Consider the following 19,679-nt stretch of genomic DNA (forward strand, 5'->3'; position numbering starts at 1 on the left):
CGGAGCTTCCGTCATGGCCGAAACCGGTCTGCTCAAGCCTGCGCTCAAGGCTATCGCCGAAGACATCGACAAGAGCTTCGACCTGCTCCTGCCCGTGCCCGGCGATCCCCGCGACCGGCTTGTCGAAGCCATGCGCTATGCCACGATCGGTGGCGGCAAGCGCGTCCGTCCGCTGCTGGTCTGCGCCACCGCTGCACTGTTCGGCGTTTCTCGCGAAGCCGCGGTCCGGGTCGGCACCGCAATCGAGGCAATCCACGTCTATTCGCTGATCCATGACGATCTGCCGTGCATGGACAATGACGCCCTGCGGCACGGCAAGCCCACCGTGCATCTCGCTTTCGACGATGCTGCGGCGGTCCTTGCTGGCGACGCGCTTCACGATTTCGCGTTCGAAGTCCTGTCCGATCCTGCAACCAGTGGCGATCCGTTCACCCGCATCGAACTGATCCGCACGCTTGCCACGGCCAGCGGCATGAACGGCATGTGCGGCGGGCAGATGATGGACATCGTTGCCGAAACCTCGAGCTTCGACCTGCCTACCGTAACGCGGCTGCAGCAGCTCAAGACGGGTGCGCTGCTTTCCGCCTCGGTTGAGATGGGCGCAATTCTCGCCAAGGTTCCGCCAGAAGGCCGCACGCACTTGCGCGGCTATGCGCGAGACATCGGCCTTGCGTTCCAGATCGCCGACGACCTGCTCGACGCCGAAGGCGACGAAGCCGCGGCGGGCAAGGCCCTGCGCAAGGATGAAGCGCAGGGCAAGGAGACGTTCCTCTCGCTGCTGGGCGCACAGAGGGCACGCGAACAGGCGCGCATCCTGGTGGAACAAGCGATCGAGTTTCTGGCGAGCTATGGCCCTGAAGCCGATCTCCTGCGCGAACTGGCGCGCTTCATTGTCGAGAGGAATCACTGATGGCGCAGCGCATCGGCGTCTATCCGGGCACGTTCGATCCGATCACTCTCGGCCACCTCGATATCATCCGGCGTGGAGCCAAGCTGGTCGACAAGCTGATCATCGGCGTCACCACCAATCCCTCGAAGAACCCGATGTTCACGCCGGAAGAACGCATGGCCATGGTCAGCCGTGAAGTGGCGGACCAGGGAATCGACAATGTCGAGGTCGTGGGCTTCAATGCGCTGCTGATGAAGTTCGCCCGCGCCCAAGGCGCTTCGGTGATCGTGCGCGGGCTGCGCGCCGTTGCGGACTTCGAGTACGAATACCAGATGGCCGGCATGAACCAGCAGCTCGACGCCGAGATTGAGACCGTGTTCCTCATGGCCGACGTCAGCCTTCAGCCCATCGCATCGAAGCTCGTGAAGGAAATTGCGCTTTTCGGGGGCGAGATAGCCGATTTCGTCACGCCAATGGTCCGTGATGAAGTGGTCGCCAGGGTCGAGAAGCTTGGTCGTCTGGGCGACTACTGAAACAGAACGGCAATCGTTCATTGCAGCGACAGCGCGAGAAGCCTATCGGCGCTGCAGGTTATCCGGAGTTCGACTGTTCCATGGTTTCGCGCTTTCTCACCGCACTTGCGCTTGGCGCTGCCCTGATTGCCTCGCCTGCCATGGCGAAGGACGAGGCTCCGGCACCTGCGCCCAAGCCGCTGACCTATACGGTCAATGCCGATCAGTCCGTGGATCGCGAGAATATCCTCTACCTCGATCTTTCGAACGGTGGCCGTGTGGCCATTCGCCTGATGCCGGAGTGGGCGCCCAACCACGTTGAGCGGATCAAGACTCTTGTCCGCCAGGGTTTCTACAACGGCATCATCTTTCACCGCGTGATCGACGGCTTCATGGCCCAGACTGGCGACCCAACGGGAACTGGGCAGGGCGGTTCGCCGCTCCCGGACCTCAAGGCCGAGTTCAACGCCATTCCGCACGTGCGCGGATCGGTTTCGATGGCGCGCACGAACGAACCTGACACGGCCAACAGCCAGTTCTTCATCGTCTTCTATCCGCGCTTTGCCCTCGATCACAAGTACACCAACTTCGGCCGTGTGATCGCCGGCATGGACTTTGTGGACGCGATCGTGCGCGGTGAACCGCCGCAGAACCCGACCAAGATCGTGCAGGCCTCGATTGCGGCTGACAACAAGGCGGCCCCGGCGCCGGTCGCGCCAGCGGCACCGGCTGCCATCACGGCGGACATGCTCAGCAATTCTACGTCAAACTAAGGGGTCTCGAATCCTTGCCCAATTGCGGCTAGGGCGCGCCCATGCGCGTAGATCTCTTCGACTTCGAACTGCCTCAGGAAAATATTGCCCTGCGTCCCGCCCGGCCGCGTGATTCGGCGCGCCTACTTGGCGTTGGCATGGACGGGCCGTTCCGTGACCTCACAGTGCTTGATCTGCCCTCGCTGTTGAATCCCGGCGATGTTTTGGTGTTCAACGACACGCGTGTCATTCCGGCCCAGCTTGAAGGCCAGCGTCCAAGCTTGAACGGTGAGGGGGCGCGCATCGGCGCCACGCTCCACAAGCGGATCGACCTGCGCCGTTGGCAGGCCTTCGTTCGCAACGGCAAACGCCTGCGGGAGGGAGACGAGATCAGGTTCGGCGCTGGCGTGTCTGCCTTTGCAGAAAGCCGCTTTCCCGATGGCAGCTGGACGTTGTTCTTTCCCGGCGAAGAGCCCGTCGAGGTCCTGCTGGAACGGGCAGGGCAAATGCCGCTGCCGCCCTATATTGCCGGCAAGCGCCCCACCGACGAGCGAGACCGCGAAGACTACCAGACGATGTTTGCGGCCAAGGATGGCGCCGTCGCCGCCCCCACCGCCGCGCTGCACTTCACGCCGCGCCTCATGGACGCGATTGCCGAGCGCGGCATCCGCACTGAAACGCTCACCCTGCATGTTGGCGCGGGCACGTTCCTGCCGGTCAAGGCCGACGACACCAAGGACCACCAGATGCACGCCGAGTGGGGCACGATCGAATCCGCCACTGCAGACCGTCTCAACGCCGCCCGCGCGGACGGCAACCGCGTTATCGCCGTCGGCACCACCTCGCTCCGCCTGCTTGAGAGCGCGGCGGGCGAAGACAGGGTCATTCGCCCGTTCGAAGGCGATACCGCGATCTTCATCACGCCGGGCTACAGCTTCCGCGCAATCGACGGGCTGATGACCAACTTCCACCTGCCCAAGTCCACATTGTTCATGCTCGTTTCGGCGCTGATGGGGCTCGACCGGATGCAGGCGGCCTATGCCCATGCCATTGCCAGCGGCTACCGCTTCTACTCCTACGGCGATTCCAGCCTGCTCCTGCCATAAAGCGCAGTTTCGGCCGACGGTGTGCCGACTAGCCTGCCCCCCAACAGATCTGGGAGAAGGGCATGATACCGGCACACGTTCCGGCAGACCGGGTGGTGGATTTCGACATCTTCAATCCGCCGGGGGTGGAGAGCGATTACTTCGCCGCGTGGAAGACGCTGCTTGATGGCCCCGGCCTTGTGTGGACTACGGCCAATGGCGGTCATTGGATCGCAGCGCGCGGTGACGTTGTGCGCCAACTGTGGGGAGATGCAGAAAGGCTCTCCAATCAGTGCCTTGCCGTGACTCCGGGCCTTGGCGAAGTCATGCAGTTCATTCCGCTGCAGGAGGACGGAGCAGCGCACAAGGCGTATCGCACGCCGGTGATGAAGGGCCTTGCCTCCCGTTTTGTCGTCGCCTTGGAACCCAAGGTGCGTGAAGTCGCGCGCGAACTGATCGAGGGGCTGCGCCCGCGTGGCGAGTGCGATTTCGTCAGCGACTTCGCCGAAATCCTGCCGCTCAACATCTTCCTCACCCTGATCGGCGTACCGCTCGAAGACCGTCCTCGACTTCGCCAGCTCGGTGTCCAACTCACGCGCCCTGACGGTTCGATGACGGTAGAACAACTCCGGCAGGCGGCTGACGATTACCTGTGGCCCTTTATCGAAAGGCGCATGGCACAGCCCGGCGACGACCTCTTCAGCCGCATCCTGTCGGAACCGGTCGACGGCAGGCCATGGACGGTCGACGAGGCGCGGCGAATGTGCCGCAATCTTCTGTTCGGTGGACTCGATACGGTTGCTGCGATGATCGGGATGGTCGCGCTCCACTTGGCGAGGCACCCCGAGCACCAGAAGTGGATGCGCCACAACCCGCGAGAGTTGCCCGCAGTTGCCGATGAGTTGATGCGTCGCTACCCGACAGTTGCCGTGAGTCGCAATGCAGTTGGAGATATCCAAATCGACGGCGTCACGATCCGTGCCGGTGACCTTGTCTACTTGCCCAGCGTACTCCATAACCTTGATCCGAGAAGCTTTTCTGCGCCGGAAGAGGTGCGTTTCGACCGCGGCCTGACCCAGATCCGGCACACCACGATGGGCGTGGGCGCCCACCGCTGCGTCGGCGCAGGCCTTGCGCGCATGGAAGTGATTGTTTTTCTTGAGGAATGGCTCGCTGGCATGCCTGAGGTTCGCCTTGATCCGGAGCGTCCCGTCACCATGAAGGGCGGCAACGTCGGTGCCTGCACTTCGCTGCCATTGGTCTGGAATCCCTAGGAAAACCAGCCCCATACCAGCCGCACGGTCAGCCCGATGCTCACCACCACGAGCAGCGGGCGGATCACCTTGGCGCCGAACTTAGTGGCATAGTGCGAGCCGATCCACGCGCCGGTCATGGCACCGACGCCCATGCAAGCCCCGAGAATCCACATCGCCTGGCCACCGATGCTGAACACGATCACACTGGCTATGTTGCTGGTGACGTTGAGAAATTTCGTCAGGCCAGTGGCACGGGTAAGCCCCATGCCCCGCAAGCCAACCAGCGTTGTTGCAAAGAACTGTCCGGCGCCCGGCCCGAAAAAGCCATCGTAAAACGCAACGCCGGCCCCGACCGGCATGTAGCCGCGTTCGGACAGGTGGCCCTTGCGGTCTTCGTCGGTCATGCCCGGCGACAGGACAGTGTAGAGCGCCACAGCAATCAGCAGCACTGGCACGACGAGTTTGAGGACGTCCGCGCTAAGGTGCTGAATTGCCAGCGATCCTGCCATTGCGCCGACAAAAACGATGGCGGCTGTCGCGGCGTTCTTGCGGAAACTGAACAGACCTGCCTTGTGATAGCGCCACGTGGCCATCGATGTGCCGCACATTGACTGGATCTTGTTGGTCCCCAGCACCACATGCGGGGGCAGGGGGGTGGACAGCAGCACCGGCATCATCACCAGCCCGCCGCCGCCGGCCACGGCGTCGATAAACCCCGAAAGCACCGCAACGCAGGTCAACGCCGGGTAGAACCAGAGATCGAGATTGGCGGGTTCTATCAGGAGCAGGTCTGGCATTTGCGCGCTTTGGCGATTGCGCCTAAGGGCCGCAACACTCTTTTTGCCGAGATCTCCGCACGATGACCCGTTTTGCCTTCGATATCCACGCCACCGACGGAAAGGCGCGCACCGGGACGATCCGGATGATGCGCGGTGACATCCGCACCCCGGCGTTCATGCCGGTAGGGACCGCCGCAACGGTAAAGGCGATGAAGATGGAAGACGTGCGCGCCAGCGGTGCGGACATCATCCTCGGCAACACGTATCACCTGATGCTCCGCCCCGGAGCAGAGCGTGTCGCGCGTCTGGGTGGCCTGCACAAGTTTGGCGGTTGGGACCGCCCGATCCTGACCGACAGTGGCGGCTACCAGGTGATGAGCCTTTCGGACTTGCGCAAGATCACCGAGGAAGGCGTGACCTTCGCCAGCCACCTCGACGGTTCGCGTCATTTGTTGAGCCCTGAGCGTTCGATGGAAATCCAGCGTCTGCTGGGGTCCGACATCGTCATGTGCTTCGACGAATGCCCGCGCGCCGACCAGCCGCGCGATGTGATCGCAAGATCGATGGAAATGTCGATGCGCTGGGCAAGGCGCAGTCGCGACGCTTTCAACGCCGGGGCCGACCATGCCGAACGCGCGGCGCTGTTCGGAATTCAGCAGGGCGCGCTTGACGAAGGCTTGCGCAAGGCCAGCGCCGACGCCCTGACCGACATCGGGTTCGACGGCTATGCCATTGGTGGCCTTGCCGTGGGGGAAGGGCAGGAGGCGATGTTCGCTACGCTCGATTTCGCGCCGCAGCAGTTGCCTGCGGATCGTCCGCGCTATCTGATGGGGGTCGGCAAGCCCGATGACCTGGTCGGCGCGGTTGAGCGCGGGGTCGACATGTTCGATTGCGTCCTGCCGACCCGGTCCGGGCGCAATGGGCAGGGCTTTACGTGGAACGGCCCGGTGAACATGCGCAACGCCCGGCATGCGGAAGATACCGGCCCTCTCGACGAACGCTGTCCGTGCCCGACTTGCACCAAGTACAGCCGCGCCTACCTGCACCACCTGCACAAGTCGGGCGAGATGCTTGGGGCCATGCTGCTGACCGAGCATAACCTGTGGTTTTACCAGCAACTCATGGCAGGCATGCGCGCGGCGATCGCAGAAGGGCGCTTTGCGGCCTTTGCAGCCGATTTCAGACGGGACTACTTCGCGCGTTAGGCGGCAATGCCCTCTGCACCGTCCTGCATCATCGGGTCCTGCGTCTCCAGCCTCGTGTCCTTGTAGGCATAGAATTCGCCGGTACGCTCATCGAGAAAGCCGGCGCCGATGGCGAAAGCCTGGCGCTGCGCGGTGAGCAAGTCCGGATACCATTTGCCGATGCGATGCGGGGTGACGAAGCGATAGAGACACATGCCTTCCCAATGGTCGCGCGCCTCGAGAGTTCCCCAAATTGCTGCAAATTTCACCTGCGAAACGACACGTAACAGCCTGTTTGCACATACGAAAAAGGCGGAGCTTGCGCCCCGCCTCTTCCATGTGTCGCAGTGGTTGGAATACCGATCAGCGCGAATAGAATTCGACGACCAGGTTCGGTTCCATCTTCACCGGATAGGGTACTTCGTCCAGCGTCGGAACGCGGGTGAAGGTGGCCTTGTCGCCTTCGGCGGCGACGTAGTCGGGAACTTCACGCTCAGGCAGCGACTGCGCTTCAGCGATGAGGGCCATTTCCTTGGCCTTCTTGCCGAGGCTGATAACGTCGCCAGGGCGAACGCGACGCGAGGCGATGTTGCACTTCACGCCGTTGACGTAGATGTGACCGTGAGAAACGACCTGGCGAGCCGAGAAGATGGTCGGCGCGAACTTGGCGCGGTACACGACCATGTCGAGGCGCTGTTCGAGCAGGCCGATCAGGTTCTGACCGGTGTCGCCCTTCATCTTCGACGCTTCCTGGTAGGTGCGCTTGAACTGCTTCTCGGTCACGTCGCCGTAGTAGCCCTTGAGCTTCTGCTTGGCGCGGAGCTGGATGCCGAAGTCCGAGACCTTGCTCTTGCGGCGCTGGCCGTGCTGGCCTGGGCCATACGAGCGGCGGTTCACCGACGACTTGGGACGACCCCAGATGTTTTCGCCGAGACGGCGATCAATTTTGTACTTGGATGCCTTGCGCTTGGACATGCGCTGCCTTTCAATCTGCCTGCACCGGCAACGCGCCGATGCTTCAAGTCCCGGACACGCACCACTTTGCCAATTGCGAAGTGCGGCCACCGCTTCACCGGGAGTGCAGGGCCAATTGCGAAGCGCGGCCAAGAACAGACAATTAGCCCTTTGTCAAGGGCAGCGGCCATAGACAGGGTAGCGAAATTGGGGTGCTATCGAAAATGATGCACGAAGGGCCGCCTCGTTCCGACCAGTCGCAGCCGTTGGAATCCCTTTCCGGCGGGTTGGAGGCGATCGACCTTCAAATACTTTCGCTTTTGTCTCAACGATTTGGGTTGGCTGCAAGCACTACGGTTCAACGAGAGCTTTCTGACGACGAGCGCAAGGCCCAGATGGCGGTGATTCGTCGTCGCGCTTTCGAGCTCGGTATTCCCGTCGGGCTTGTAACCGATTTCTGGGATCGGCTGATGGACGCCGCAGATGCGGTACAAGCCCAGCGAAACCATCGCGTGATCAACGACTGAAGTTCAACTGCGCGGCTCGTCCCCCGGCTTCGAGCCTTCCTTGCGGCGCAGGGCGCTCAGCACCCCGCGCATGGTGCGCACTTCGAGATGGTTCCAGCCTGGTTTGGTCAGCATGGTGCGCAATGTGCGTCGCGTGGCGGCCGCGCGTGCCTCGGGCTCGAAGTAGCCGCGCGGTTCAAGCATCGTGCAAAGCTGTTCGAACATGCCTTCGAACTCTTCCTGCGGGGCAGGGGGAAGCATGTCCTCTACGGTAGGCTGAACCAGATCGACGTGCTTGGACCACTCGTACGCGCAAAGGATGACGGCCTGCGCGAGGTTGAGAGAACCGAATTCCGGGTTGATCGGTACGGTGATGATGGCGCGGGCCAGCGCCACGTCGTCGGTCTCAAGGCCTGACCGTTCCGGTCCGAAGATGATCGCGCTGCGGCCCTGCGCGGCTATAATGTCCTTCGCTGCCTGTTCCGGCGTCAGCACGGGCTTGGTCACGCCACGCTTGCGCACGGTGGTGGCGTAGACATGCGAGCAATCGCTGACGGCATCGGCGAGGGTATCGAAGACCTGTGCCTTCTCCAGAACCCTGTCGGCACCAGCAGCGGCGGGACCGGCGGATGGATTGGGCCAGCCATCACGGGGAGATACAAGTCGCATCTCGGTCAGGCCGAAATTGAGCATGGCACGTGCGGCCTTGCCGATGTTCTCGCCAAGCTGGGGGCGGACCAGGACGATGACCGGCTGGCGCTGTTCAGTATCGGTCATGTTCAGGCGCGGCCGCTCATTTCCTGGACGCTTGAAGCGAATTCTTCAAAGTCACGCGCTTCGGTGAAATCGCGATAGACGCTGGCAAAGCGGATGTAGGCCACGCTATCAAGCTGGCGCAGACCTTCCATGACCATCTCTCCGATGACCTTGGATGGGACTTCTGAATCGCCCATGGTTTCGATCTGGCGCTGTATGCCAGACACGAGCTGGTCGAGGCGCTCTTGGGCGACGGGGCGTTTGCGGCAGGCGAGCGAAACCGATTGTTCGATCTTGAACCGGTCGAACGGTTCACGTCGTTCCCCGCTCTTGACTACGACGACCTCACGCAACTGCACCCGCTCGAACGTCGTGAACCGCGCCCCGCAGCCTTCGCACTGACGGCGCCGGCGGATCGAGGTGTTGTCCTCGCTCGGCCGGCTGTCCTTCACCTGGCTGTTGTCATGGGCGCAGAACGGGCAACGCACGGCTTAGCGCTTGATCCTCTGCCAGAAGGCAATGCCAGCACCCACGGCAAGGCCAAGCGGGAGCGAGACGACAGGAAGGAGCACACCGGCCACCGCCCCGATGGCCGCGCCGGTCAGGACCGGCTTGGTCGATGGGTGGGCCATGCCCTGCTTGGCCATGCCGGAGATTTCCTGCTTGGCGCGAGCGGCGAGATCGTCGTGGTCGTTCATAAGCTTACAGCTCCGGATAGATCGGGAACTGCGCGCAAAGCTCCGCGACGCGATCGCGCACGCGCTGTTCGACCTGACCATCGCCCTCATCGCCATTGCGCGCAAGGCCATCGACCACTTCCACGATCAGCTTGCCGATGGTGCGGAACTCTTCCTCGCGGAAACCGCGGGTGGTGCCAGCCGGCGTGCCGAGGCGGATGCCCGAAGTGACGAAGGGGGAGCGCTTGTCGAACGGGACGCCGTTCTTGTTGCAGGTGAGCCAGGCGCGATCGAGACCCTTCTCGGCGGCCTTGCCGGTCACGTCCTTGGCAGTCAGATCAACCAGCATAAGATGGTTGTCGGTGCCGCCGGAAACGATGCCGAGGCCGGCGTCCTTGATGCTTTCGGCAAGCGCCTTGGCATTGGCGACGATCTGATGGGCATAGGCCTTGAATTCGGGGCGCAGCGCTTCACCAAAGGCAACCGCCTTGCCTGCGATGACGTGGACCAGCGGACCGCCCTGGAGGCCGGGGAATACGGCGGTGTTGAACTTCTTGGCCAGATCCTCGTCATTGGTGAGGATCACGCCCGAACGCGGGCCGCGCAGGCTCTTGTGGGTCGTCGTGGTGACGACGTGGGCATGCGGGAACGGCGAGGGGTGGGCGCCGCCTGCAACGAGGCCCGAAATGTGCGACATGTCGACCAGCAGCCACGCGCCGATTTCATCGGCAATGGCGCGGAAGGCGGCCCAGTCCCAGGTGCGTGAATAGGCGGTGCCACCGGCGATGATCAGCTTGGGCTTGTGCTCTCGGGCAAGACGGGCGACCTCGTCCATGTCGATCATGTGATCGTCAGGGCGCACGCCGTAAGGGATCACGTTGAACCACTTGCCGCTCATGTTCACGGGGCTGCCGTGGGTGAGATGGCCACCCGAATTCAGGTCGAGGCCCATGAAGCTGTCACCCGGCTGCAGCAGCGCGAGAAACACGGCCTGGTTCATCTGGCTGCCCGAGTTGGGCTGAACGTTGGCGAAGTTGCATCCGAACAGCTGCTTGGCGCGCTCGATCGCCAGGTTCTCGACGATATCGGCGTATTCGCACCCACCGTAGTAGCGCTTGCCCGGGTAGCCTTCGGCGTACTTGTTGGTGAAAACCGATCCGGTGGCTTCAAGCACGGCACGGCTGGTGATGTTTTCCGAAGCGATCAGCTCGATCTTGGTCTGCTGGCGGTGCAGCTCACCCTTGATGGCGGCGAACACTTCGGCATCGGCCGTTTCCAGATGCTCGGTGAAGAAGCCGGCTTTGCGGATTTCCGGCGCTGCTGTGGCGGTGGTCATCTCTGGGGCTCCTTCAGATTGCGGGGTTGGAAAGCTTTTCGACGCGGCCGGCATGGCGGCCACCGCCGAATTCGGTGGAAAGAAATGCGTCAAGACAGGCCTTGGCCATGTCCTCGCCAGTCAGGCGTGCGCCCATCGCAATGACATTTGCATCGTTGTGTTCGCGCGCGAGTGCTGCGGAGAGCGGTTCCGAAACCAGTGCGCAGCGGCAGGCCGGTTCGCGGTTTACTGCGATCGAGATGCCGATACCTGATCCGCACAGGGCGACGCCCCGCTCGGCAATGCCTTCGGCTACCACCGAGGCCAGTTTGTAGCCATAGTCGGGATAGTCGACGCGATCGGCGGTCTCTGGCCCGAGGTCGGCAACTTCATGGCCAAGGCCGATGAGATACTCACGCAGTGCGGCCTTCAGGTCGACAGCGGCGTGATCGGAAGCGATGGCGATACGCATGGGGATCGTTACTCGACAGCGGTATTAGGGGATTCGTTGGCGCGCCCATAGGCTCTTGCAGCGCAACAAGCCACCGCAAATCGCTGGAGGAAATCTGCCCGATGGGGCTCATCCTAACAGGTGGGAGCGTCATGGCGGTTGCGACCGGATCGCGCGATGCGTAAAGGCCCGGCATTCAGGATCGGACGGGACGAACAGGAATGCCGCAGGAACACGTGCTCATCGCCGGGGGCGGCATTGGCGGGCTCACGCTCGCACTGACGCTCCACCAGATCGGGGTCTCCTGCACGGTCTTCGAATCCGTTCGTGAATTGAAGCCGCTGGGTGTCGGCATAAATCTCCAGCCCAACGCCGTTCGCGAACTCGAAGACCTCGGCATCGGTGAGGCCGAGATGGATGCCGTGGGCATTCCGGCGCGTGAGTGGGCCCTGGTCGGGCTGAATGGACGCGAGATCTACTCCGAACCGCGTGGCAAGCTGGCCGGGTATAACTGGCACCAGTATGCCGTGCACCGCGGCGAATTCCACATGCTGCTCTACCGCAAGGTGATCGAGCGCATCGGGCCGCAAGCGGTGAGACTGGGCAGCAAGGTTACGGGCTATCGCATGGAAGCGAATGGTTCGGTCACCGCCTTGGTCGAGGATCGCTCGGGCAAAGTCGAAGAGGCGGCAGGAACGCTGCTGTTCGGGGCAGACGGCATACATTCGGCAATCCGCGCGCAGATGCACCCCGATCAGCCTCCGATCCATTGGGGCGGCACGATCATGTGGCGCGGCACTGCCAAGGGCGTACCGATCCGTTCGGGATCATCGTTCGTCGGCCTTGGCACGAGCCGGCATCGCGTGGTGATCTACCCGATTTCGCACCCGGATGCGGACGGCTTGTCCGATATCAACTGGATCGCCGAGCAGACGTACGACACCAGTCACGACTGGACCAAGTCGGGATGGTTCAGGCCTGTCGAAATGGCGGAGTTTGCGCACGAGTTCGACGGGTTCGTCTATGACTGGCTTGATCTGCCGGCTCTGCTGGCAAAGTCGGACATGGCTTACGAGAACCCGATGATAGATCGCGATCCCTTGCCGACCTGGGTCGATGGGCCGGTCGGGCTGATTGGGGACGCGGCACATCCGATGTATCCCACGGGGTCCAACGGCGCCTCGCAGGCAATTGTCGACGCACGCCAGATCGGACGCATCATGGTGGAGCGGGGCGTCACGCCCGAGGCGCTTGCCCAGTTCGACGCCGAATTCTGTGGCCCGATCGGCCAGGTCGCGATGCGCAACCGCGGGGCGGGCCCGTTCGGCCTGCTCAATATGGTGGACGAACGTTGCGGCGGTCAGTTCGAGAATATCGACGATGTCATCCCGGCTGCGGAGCGAAGTGCCTTCATGCTGGCCTACCAGCAGGCTGCGGGCTTTGCCAAGCACCGCCTGAACGGCGCGCCGAGGACCATTCCTGAAGGTGCGCAAGTCGCCAGGGTGCCCGCGTGACCATTGCGCTGACCCATGTGACCGATCTGGTTGTCGAACTGTCGAGGCCCCACGAGATGGGCGAATGCCCAATGGGTGTCCGGCGGATCATCCCGATTGTCGGAGGTAGCGCGGACGGATCACTGCTCCGCGGCCGCATTCTGCCAATCGGGGCCGACTGGCAGACCGTCTCACGCGGAGGGATCGCCGAACTGGATGCGCGCTATGCGATTGAGACCAGCGACGGCGCGGTGATCGAAGTCATCAGCCAAGGCATTCGCCACGCAACGGCAGAGGTGCATGCGCGCATTGCTGGGGGCGAGGAAGTCGACCCGGCCGAGTACTACATGCGCACGGCAATCCGGCTCGAGACCGGACATGCCGGATACGATTGGGTCAACCGCGCCCTGTTCATCGCGAAGGGCGGGAAGGTTGGGAATACGGTCCGTCTGGCGGTCTACAGGATCGACTAGCAGCTTCGACTGCCGGTCCGGAAGTCAGTCCAGCAATGCGCGGTGTCGGCTGGAGAGAAAGATCGCATTCTTTCGGGTGAGATCGCCCGGCACGAGGCGTTTTCCGTTCCAGCCGTAAGGCGACAGACCGAGTTTGCCGAGGACCGCAACGGCAGACGCGTCGGGCCGTTCGATCAAGATCACCGGCTGATGCGAGGCGATCGTTTTGATGCCACCGCCGATGACTTTCGATTCGAAGCCTTGCACGTCAATCTTGATGATGTCCGGGGCGAGTTCCAGCGCGTCGAGCTTCTCGATCCTTACCTTGTAGCTGTCGATAACAAGCCGATCTGGCGTGAAACGCGCCATGCGCCGCTCATCAAGCCACTGGATCGCAGCTTCGCGGTCAAGAGAGGCAATGCCGTCATAGACGAAGTTGCGATAGCGCGGCACGTGGATGTGCTGTTCGCCAGTTGCAGCGCCGAGTGCAATCTCACGCACATCCACGTCGCTGTCCCCTGAGAATCGCTGGCGAAGTTCTTCCGCCAGCGAGGGGATCGGTTCGATGGTGATGATCTTTCGCGGCCGTGCATAGCGCTGCAAGGCCACAACGCTTTGCCCCCAATTGCCGCCTATGTCGATCGCGAGGTCCAGCGGGGCGAGCTTTCCCAGCAGTCGTATCTCGGGGTCGACAAACAGGCCAAGATGGCGCGTGGCAAGGTTGTAGGCCGAAAACTTTGCGCGACGCACCGCCGGAAAATGCGTCTGCAGATCTCGCAATTGTCGCCGCAGTTCGCGCAATGGCCAACTTTCGGGACGATGACCCCATTCCAGAACTGGTCCGGGGGCAGCGCCTTCCATCAGCGGATTGCTTACTGGTCGAGGAACGAGCGCATCTTGCGCGACCGCGACGGATGCTTGAGCTTGCGCAGCGCCTTGGCCTCGATCTGGCGAATACGTTCGCGGGTGACCGAGAACTGCTGGCCGACTTCTTCCAGCGTGTGGTCGGTGTTCATGCCGATACCGAAGCGCATGCGCAGCACGCGCTCTTCACGCGGGGTGAGGCTGGCAAGCACGCGGGTGACCGTTTCCTTCAGGTTGGCCTGGATCGCCGCATCGACCGGAATGATCGCGTTCTTGTCCTCGATGAAATCGCCGAGGTGGGAATCTTCCTCGTCGCCGATGGGCGTTTCGAGGGAGATCGGCTCCTTGGCGATCTTCATCACCTTGCGAACCTTTTCGAGCGGCATCGACAGACGCTCGGCCATTTCTTCAGGCGTCGGTTCGCGGCCCTGCTCGTGCAGGAACTGGCGGCTGGTGCGAACCAGCTTGTTGATCGTCTCGATCATGTGGACCGGGATACGGATCGTTCGGGCCTGATCTGCGATCGAGCGGGTGATGGCCTGCCTGATCCACCAGGTGGCATAGGTCGAGAACTTGTAGCCGCGGCGGTATTCGAACTTGTCGACCGCCTTCATCAGGCCGATGTTGCCTTCCTGAATGAGGTCAAGGAACTGCAGGCCGCGGTTCGTGTACTTCTTGGCGATGGAGATCACGAGGCGCAGGTTGGCCTCGACCATTTCCTTCTTTGCGATGCGTGCTTCACGCTCGCCTTTCTGGACCATGTTCACGATGCGGCGGAATTCGCCCAGCGACATGCCGGTGGCAGCTGCGATGTCGGCAATCTCGGCGCGAATACGCTCAACCGGAGTTGCCTCGTTCGCAGCAAATGCTGCCCACTTCTTGTCGCGGCCGGCCAAGGCCTGCAGCCAACCGTCGTCAAGCTCATGCCCGACATACATGTCGAGGAAGTCCTTGCGCGACACCTTGTGGCGCTCGGCAAGGCGCAGCATCTGGCCGCCCAGCGTCGTCAGGCGACGATTGAAGGCGTAGAGATTGTCGACGAGGTATTCGATCTTCGAAGCGTGGAACTGCACGGATTCCACCTGCGCCGTCAGGTCTTCGCGCAGCTTCTGGTACTGCGCTTCCTTGGCGGCGGGGAAATCATTGCCCATGCCAAGAGCGTCGAGACGCTCTGCCTGGATCTTCTCGAAGGCACGGAACAGCGAGGTGATTTCGGCAAAGCGCTCAAGCGCTGCCGGCTTCAACTGCGCTTCCATCTGGGCGAGGCTGAGGGTGTGGTCCTCTTCTTCTTCCTCGGCCGGACGGGCGCGGCGCTCGCGCAGTTCGTCGTCCTCGTCATCGGAGGATTCTTCCTCCTCTACGTCCTCTTCTTCCTTGAAGGTGGGGCCGGCGGTGGCTTCGCTGATCTCGGGCTCGGCCTCTTCACCGTCTTCCGACAGGTTTTCGGGCTGCGGTTCCTTCGAAAGCATGGCGTCGAGATCGAGAATCTCGCGCAGCTGCATCTCGCCGGCGTTCAGCGCGTCGGACCACTGGATGATGGCGTGGAATGTGATCGGGCTCTCGCACAGGCCCATGATCATGGTGTCGCGACCGGCCTCGATGCGCTTGGCGATGGCGATTTCGCCCTCGCGGCTGAGCAGTTCAACGGCGCCCATTTCACGCAGGTACATGCGCACCGGGTCGTCGGTCCGCTCGACCGTTTCCTTGCGCTTGATAACGTCCGGTCGGTCCTCGACGGTCTCGGCTTCGTCGAGTTCGTCGTCCTGAGCCTTTTCCTCGGGATCAACCGCGTCCTCGTCGCTCTCGACGATGTTGACGCCCATCTCGGAGATCGCGGCCATGATGTCTTCGATCTGCTCGGAAGACATCTGGTCCTGGGGAAGGGCCTCGTTCAGCTCGTCATACGTGATGATCCCGCGGCGCTTGGCGCGCGCGATCAACTTCTTGATCGATGCATCGTTGAGGTCGATCAGCGGAGCGTCGCCGCTATCGGTCTTGTCGTTCGAAGCCATTTAACCCAGGTACCACCATCTGAGAACCGGGCCGAAGGCGACCCGGTTTGCGCCATTGCTATAATTATAACGCAGCACGAGCACGGCCCATTTGCCCCAAACGGGCACGCAAAGCCATACTCCGCGCTATCAATCTTTGCTGTTCGGCGAAGTTTTCTTCCGAAAGCTCGGTTTCAACGCGCTTGTTTGCCTCGACAAGCGCCTCTTCAACCGCTGGCCATTCAACCAGAATGGCAATTGCCTCGGCAAGTTCGTCTCCTGCCGAATCACCACCGCTGGCCAAAAAACCGAATCGCATCCCGGCATAGTCCTGCGCCGACGGGAGCCTGAGCCCACGTTCCAGCAATATGGTGCGCAAGGTCGCGCTTTCAAGCGGTTGTGCCCCGTCCGACGTGACAAGCAATGCATCGATCAGCGCGCAAGTGTCTGGATTCTCGGGCTGAAGGCGGGCGAGGGCGTCAGCATGGCGCGCAATGTGCTGCGGATGGCAGATCAGACCGTCGAGCACGGCTGCCAGCAGGCTGTTGCTCGGCCCCGTGCCGATGCGCAGCATTTTCGCCTTGTCCTGCTCGGCAAGTGGTGGCGGTGCCGGTTTCCAAGGCTGGCCTTTCGCGCGTGAACCTGACGGTCGTGGCTGAAAAGGCGCCCGTTCCTTTCGGGCGAACGCCAGTTCGCCAAATCGCTCGGTCAGTTCGCGCCTGTAGAGCGACTTGATGTCTGGGTGCTGTATGGTCTCGCAATGGGCAAGCAGCCTGGCCTTCAATCCTGCCTTGTCTTCTGGCGTCGCCAGCGGGGCAGCATCGCGTTCCGCTTCCCAGAGAACGTCGACGAGGCTTCGGCCACCGTCCAGCAATTCCTCCATCTCCGCCGCGCCCTGCTTTTTCACGACGTCGTCCGGGTCCATGCCTGCTGGCAGCGTGACGATGCGCAGCGAATGTCCGGGGCGGAGCAGGGGCAGGGCGCGCGTGATCGCCCGCATCGCTGCGCGCTGGCCCGCGCTGTCGCCATCGAAGCAAAGCGTGGGCGTTTCGACCAGTCGCCACAGGCGTTCGATCTGGTGCTCGGTCAGTGCCGTGCCAAGCGGGGCGACCGCTTCGCCGATTCCTGCGGCCGCGAGCGCCACCACGTCCATATACCCTTCGACGACCACGACACGTCCGCTCTGGCGGGTAGCAGGCCCGGCGCGATGCAGGTTGTAGACCGTGCGGCCCTTGTCGAACAGCGGCGTATCGGGAGAGTTCAGGTACTTCGGCGCGTCGGTCTTTTCCGCAGTGAGGATGCGTCCGCCGAAGGCAATCACGCGACCGCGCGGGTCAAGGATCGGCAGCATCAGGCGGCCACGGAAACGGTCGTAGGGTTCCTTTCCTTCGACCACGATTCGCAAGCCAGCCTCGATGAGCATCTCATCGGGGAAGGCCGACAGCGCCTCTTTCAGCGCAGTGCGGCTATCCGGAGCGAAGCCGAAGCCGAAATCCCGCACGATCTGCGCCGGGAACCCGCGAGAGGCGAGATAGCGTCGCGCCTCCGCACCACGCTCATCGCCAAGGCAGCGCACGAAAAAGTCCTGCGCCGCCTGCATAACGTCATGCAACGACTTCTGCTGCTCGGCCTTCCTTGCTGCGCGCGGATCGGGGGCAGGAACTTCCATTCCAGCCTGCAGCGCCAGTTCCTTCACCGCGTCCATGAAGGGCAGGCCCTGATGGTCGGTCATCCAGCGGATGACGTCGCCATGCGCGCCGCAGCCGAAGCAGTGGTAGAAGCCCTTCTCGTCGTTTATGGTGAAGCTGGGCGTCTTCTCGTTATGGAACGGGCAGCAGGCCTTGAATTCGCGCCCCGCCTTGGTGACGCGAACGCTCCGCCCGATCACGCCCGAAAGCGAGATGCGGGAGCGGAGTTCGTCCAGCCATTGCGGAGAGAGGCTCATGGCGCGGTCAGGCCGAAAGCGACGCCTTCACCAGCCCGCTGGCCTTGCCCATGTCGAGCTGTGTGCCGTGCTTGGCCTTCAATGCAGCAACCACCTTGCCCATATCCTTCATGCCCGCAGCGCCGGTTTCGGCGATGATCGCAGCGATGGCGGCCTTGGTGTCGTCCTCGCTCATCTGCTGGGGCAGGAATTCCTCGATCACCGCAAGCTCGGCCTTCTCGACGTCTGCGAGTTCCTGGCGGCCGCCCTGTTCATAAAGCGAGATCGATTCGCGGCGCTGCTTCGCCATCTTCTGCAAAACGTCGGTGACGAGCACGTCATCCTCCGGCACAGCCGAGGCGGTGCGCAGTTCGATGTCCTTGTCCTTGAGCTTGGCGAGGATCAGGCGGACAGCGGCGAGGCGGGGCTTGTCGCCCGCTTTCATGGCCGAAACCTGCGCGGCCTTGATGGTATCGCGGATCATGTAATCGTATTTCCCGTGGAGTTCTCCGCCGTCATGGCGAGAAACCTTCCATGTAGGCCAAACTTTCGGGAATCGCTAGGTTGACGCTGCGTCGAGTCGGGTCTAGCAGCCGCCCCTTAGCAACATCGCCAGAACACCTGCCAACGGAGCGCCCCATATCATGGCCGACCCCGCACTTTCGCACGCGCCTCAACCAGATGGCGCGACGGGAGTCCTCGTACTTGCCGATGGGTCTGTTGCCTGGGGACGTGGTTTCGGCGCTGCGGGCGCTGCCGTGGGCGAGGTGTGCTTCAACACCGCGATGACGGGCTATCAGGAAGTGATGACCGATCCGTCCTATGCGGCGCAGATCGTGACGTTCACCTTCCCGCATGTCGGCAACGTCGGCACCAACCCCGAAGACATGGAAAGCCATGACACGCCCGGCGCCGTCGGCTGCGTGGTGCGCGAGGATGTGACTGCGCCTGCCAACTTCCGCAGCGCCGGCACCTTCCAGCAGTGGATGGAAAAGCAGGGTAAGATCGGCATTTCCGGCCTCGACACCCGCGCCCTGACCCGCCGCATTCGCATGAGCGGCGCACCCAACGCGGTGATCGCGCACGATCCCAAGGGCGAGTTCGACATCCCCGCGCTGGTCGAGCGTGCGCGCAACTGGCCCGGCCTCGAAGGCATGGACCTTGCCCGCGTCGTCACGCGCGACGGGCAGGAGGCCTGGGAAGGCTCGGTCTGGCATCTCGGCAAGGGCTATGGCCGCTCACCGCATGACAAGCGCCCCCACGTCGTCGCCATGGACTTCGGTGCGAAGGACAACATCTTCCGCAACCTCGTGAAGGCAGGCGCGGCGGTTACGGTGGTTCCGGCCGAGACTTCGCTGGAAACAATCCTCGCCCTCAAGCCCGATGGCGTATTCCTGTCGAACGGCCCGGGCGATCCAGCGGCGACCGGCGCCTATGCCGTGCCGGTGATCCAGAAGCTGCTCGAGCGCGACGTGCCGATCTTCGGCATCTGCCTTGGCCACCAGATGCTGGCGCTCGCCGCCGGCGCCCGCACAACCAAGATGCACCAGGGCCACCGCGGCGCGAACCACCCGGTCAAGCGCATCGAGGACGGCGTGGTCGAGATCACCTCGATGAACCACGGCTTCGCGGTCGACAACGCCCCCGGCGCGCTGGGCGAGAACGTGATCGAAACGCATGTCTCGCTGTTCGACGGCTCGAACTGCGGCATCGCGGTGAAGGGCAAGCGAGCGTTCGGGGTGCAGTATCACCCGGAGGCTTCGCCGGGACCGCAGGACAGCTTTTATCTGTTCGAGAAGTTTGTAGCGTCGCTCGGCTGAGCGGCTGACACCCTTAAAA

At 62.7% G+C, this 19,679-nt stretch carries 22 protein-coding genes; 10 read left to right on the forward strand and 12 right to left on the reverse strand.

The genetic code is table 11. From position 1 onward, the window contains the following. Positions 1 to 13: 13 nt before the first annotated feature. The 5 genes from AX703_RS01600 (at position 14) to AX703_RS01620 (ending at position 4,512) form a co-directional block, all read left to right on the forward strand. Positions 14 to 910 (forward strand): polyprenyl synthetase family protein, encoded by an 897-nt coding sequence (locus AX703_RS01600; RefSeq protein ID WP_062342160.1) that lies wholly within the window; start codon positions 14 to 16, stop codon positions 908 to 910. Beyond that, positions 910 to 1,422 (forward strand): pantetheine-phosphate adenylyltransferase, encoded by a 513-nt coding sequence (gene coaD / locus AX703_RS01605; RefSeq protein WP_039331280.1) that lies wholly within the window; start codon positions 910 to 912, stop codon positions 1,420 to 1,422. The genes AX703_RS01600 and coaD overlap by 1 nt, the downstream gene beginning before the upstream one ends. Positions 1,423 to 1,502: 80 nt before the next feature. Continuing rightward, complete coding sequence (locus AX703_RS01610; protein WP_039331493.1) at positions 1,503 to 2,174, forward strand: peptidylprolyl isomerase; 672 nt, start codon at positions 1,503 to 1,505, stop codon at positions 2,172 to 2,174. Between the two features lie 41 nt (positions 2,175 to 2,215). Further along, positions 2,216 to 3,259, forward strand: a complete 1,044-nt coding sequence (queA, locus tag AX703_RS01615; protein WP_062342162.1) for a tRNA preQ1(34) S-adenosylmethionine ribosyltransferase-isomerase QueA — start codon at positions 2,216 to 2,218, stop codon at positions 3,257 to 3,259. A gap of 62 nt (positions 3,260 to 3,321) precedes the next feature. Continuing rightward, complete coding sequence (locus tag AX703_RS01620; RefSeq protein WP_062342164.1) at positions 3,322 to 4,512, forward strand: cytochrome P450; 1,191 nt, start codon at positions 3,322 to 3,324, stop codon at positions 4,510 to 4,512. Here AX703_RS01620 and AX703_RS01625 read toward each other — a convergent pair. Further along, the gene (locus AX703_RS01625) at positions 4,509 to 5,291 is read right to left on the reverse strand and encodes a TSUP family transporter (RefSeq protein WP_062342165.1); all 783 of its coding nucleotides are present in this window, start codon (positions 5,289 to 5,291) and stop codon (positions 4,509 to 4,511) included. The genes AX703_RS01620 and AX703_RS01625 overlap by 4 nt on opposite strands. A 62-nt stretch (positions 5,292 to 5,353) precedes the next feature. Here AX703_RS01625 and tgt point away from each other — a divergent pair, with 62 nt between their 5' ends. After that, positions 5,354 to 6,478: a tRNA guanosine(34) transglycosylase Tgt gene (gene tgt, locus AX703_RS01630; RefSeq protein WP_062342168.1), complete on the forward strand. Its 1,125-nt coding sequence runs from the start codon at positions 5,354 to 5,356 to the stop codon at positions 6,476 to 6,478. Here the strand turns inward: tgt and AX703_RS01635 are convergent. Further along, a complete protein-coding gene (locus AX703_RS01635; protein ID WP_231735310.1) occupies positions 6,475 to 6,726 on the reverse strand; it encodes a hypothetical protein in 252 nt (83 codons plus the stop codon). The genes tgt and AX703_RS01635 overlap by 4 nt on opposite strands. A 94-nt stretch (positions 6,727 to 6,820) precedes the next feature. Then, positions 6,821 to 7,432 (reverse strand): 30S ribosomal protein S4, encoded by a 612-nt coding sequence (gene rpsD, locus AX703_RS01640; protein ID WP_039331270.1) that lies wholly within the window; start codon positions 7,430 to 7,432, stop codon positions 6,821 to 6,823. Between the two features lie 203 nt (positions 7,433 to 7,635). On the opposite strand from rpsD, the gene AX703_RS01645 reads away from it, so the two are divergent. Next, the gene (locus tag AX703_RS01645) at positions 7,636 to 7,938 is read left to right on the forward strand and encodes a chorismate mutase (protein WP_052241883.1); all 303 of its coding nucleotides are present in this window, start codon (positions 7,636 to 7,638) and stop codon (positions 7,936 to 7,938) included. A gap of 3 nt (positions 7,939 to 7,941) precedes the next feature. On the opposite strand, the gene AX703_RS01650 is transcribed toward AX703_RS01645, so the two are convergent. Genes AX703_RS01650 through rpiB form a run of 5 tightly spaced genes read right to left on the reverse strand, consistent with a single transcriptional unit; the run spans position 7,942 to position 11,137 of the window. Beyond that, positions 7,942 to 8,694: an RNA methyltransferase gene (locus tag AX703_RS01650; RefSeq protein ID WP_062342169.1), complete on the reverse strand. Its 753-nt coding sequence runs from the start codon at positions 8,692 to 8,694 to the stop codon at positions 7,942 to 7,944. Positions 8,695 to 8,696: 2 nt separating this feature from the next. Beyond that, entirely contained in the window at positions 8,697 to 9,161 is a 465-nt protein-coding gene (gene nrdR / locus AX703_RS01655; RefSeq protein WP_039331266.1) for a transcriptional regulator NrdR, read from the reverse strand. Positions 9,162 to 9,164: 3 nt separating this feature from the next. Next, the gene (locus AX703_RS01660; protein WP_062342172.1) at positions 9,165 to 9,371 is read right to left on the reverse strand and encodes a hypothetical protein; all 207 of its coding nucleotides are present in this window, start codon (positions 9,369 to 9,371) and stop codon (positions 9,165 to 9,167) included. 4 nt (positions 9,372 to 9,375) lie between these two features. Then, a complete protein-coding gene (gene glyA / locus AX703_RS01665) occupies positions 9,376 to 10,686 on the reverse strand; it encodes a serine hydroxymethyltransferase (protein ID WP_039331262.1) in 1,311 nt (436 codons plus the stop codon). Between the two features lie 13 nt (positions 10,687 to 10,699). Continuing rightward, positions 10,700 to 11,137, reverse strand: a complete 438-nt coding sequence (gene rpiB / locus AX703_RS01670) for a ribose 5-phosphate isomerase B (RefSeq protein ID WP_039331261.1) — start codon at positions 11,135 to 11,137, stop codon at positions 10,700 to 10,702. 200 nt (positions 11,138 to 11,337) lie between these two features. Here rpiB and AX703_RS01675 point away from each other — a divergent pair, with 200 nt between their 5' ends. Both AX703_RS01675 and AX703_RS01680 read left to right on the forward strand, forming a co-directional pair. After that, complete coding sequence (locus tag AX703_RS01675; RefSeq protein WP_062342174.1) at positions 11,338 to 12,630, forward strand: flavin-dependent oxidoreductase; 1,293 nt, start codon at positions 11,338 to 11,340, stop codon at positions 12,628 to 12,630. Continuing rightward, a complete protein-coding gene (locus AX703_RS01680) occupies positions 12,627 to 13,082 on the forward strand; it encodes a DUF3237 domain-containing protein (protein WP_062342176.1) in 456 nt (151 codons plus the stop codon). Before AX703_RS01675 ends, AX703_RS01680 begins: the two co-directional genes overlap by 4 nt. Positions 13,083 to 13,106: 24 nt before the next feature. Here the strand turns inward: AX703_RS01680 and AX703_RS01685 are convergent, their stop codons facing one another. The 4 genes from AX703_RS01685 to AX703_RS01700 all read right to left on the reverse strand — a co-directional run bounded on the left by AX703_RS01685 (position 13,107) and on the right by AX703_RS01700 (position 18,324). Continuing rightward, the gene (locus AX703_RS01685; protein ID WP_062342178.1) at positions 13,107 to 13,841 is read right to left on the reverse strand and encodes an FkbM family methyltransferase; all 735 of its coding nucleotides are present in this window, start codon (positions 13,839 to 13,841) and stop codon (positions 13,107 to 13,109) included. A gap of 92 nt (positions 13,842 to 13,933) precedes the next feature. Then, positions 13,934 to 15,937: an RNA polymerase sigma factor RpoD gene (rpoD, locus tag AX703_RS01690; RefSeq protein WP_062342180.1), complete on the reverse strand. Its 2,004-nt coding sequence runs from the start codon at positions 15,935 to 15,937 to the stop codon at positions 13,934 to 13,936. Positions 15,938 to 16,001: 64 nt separating this feature from the next. Further along, complete coding sequence (dnaG, locus tag AX703_RS01695; RefSeq protein ID WP_062342182.1) at positions 16,002 to 17,861, reverse strand: DNA primase; 1,860 nt, start codon at positions 17,859 to 17,861, stop codon at positions 16,002 to 16,004. Positions 17,862 to 17,868: 7 nt separating this feature from the next. Beyond that, positions 17,869 to 18,324 carry a GatB/YqeY domain-containing protein gene (locus tag AX703_RS01700; protein ID WP_062342185.1) on the reverse strand — a complete coding sequence of 152 codons (456 nt, stop codon included), beginning with the start codon at positions 18,322 to 18,324 and terminating at the stop codon, positions 17,869 to 17,871. Positions 18,325 to 18,484: 160 nt separating this feature from the next. On the opposite strand from AX703_RS01700, the gene carA reads away from it, so the two are divergent. Further along, positions 18,485 to 19,660 carry a glutamine-hydrolyzing carbamoyl-phosphate synthase small subunit gene (gene carA, locus AX703_RS01705; protein WP_062342187.1) on the forward strand — a complete coding sequence of 392 codons (1,176 nt, stop codon included), beginning with the start codon at positions 18,485 to 18,487 and terminating at the stop codon, positions 19,658 to 19,660. Positions 19,661 to 19,679 lie beyond the last annotated feature (19 nt).

Source organism: Novosphingobium sp. CCH12-A3 (genome assembly GCF_001556015.1).
Taxonomy (GTDB): domain Bacteria; phylum Pseudomonadota; class Alphaproteobacteria; order Sphingomonadales; family Sphingomonadaceae; genus Novosphingobium; species Novosphingobium subterraneum.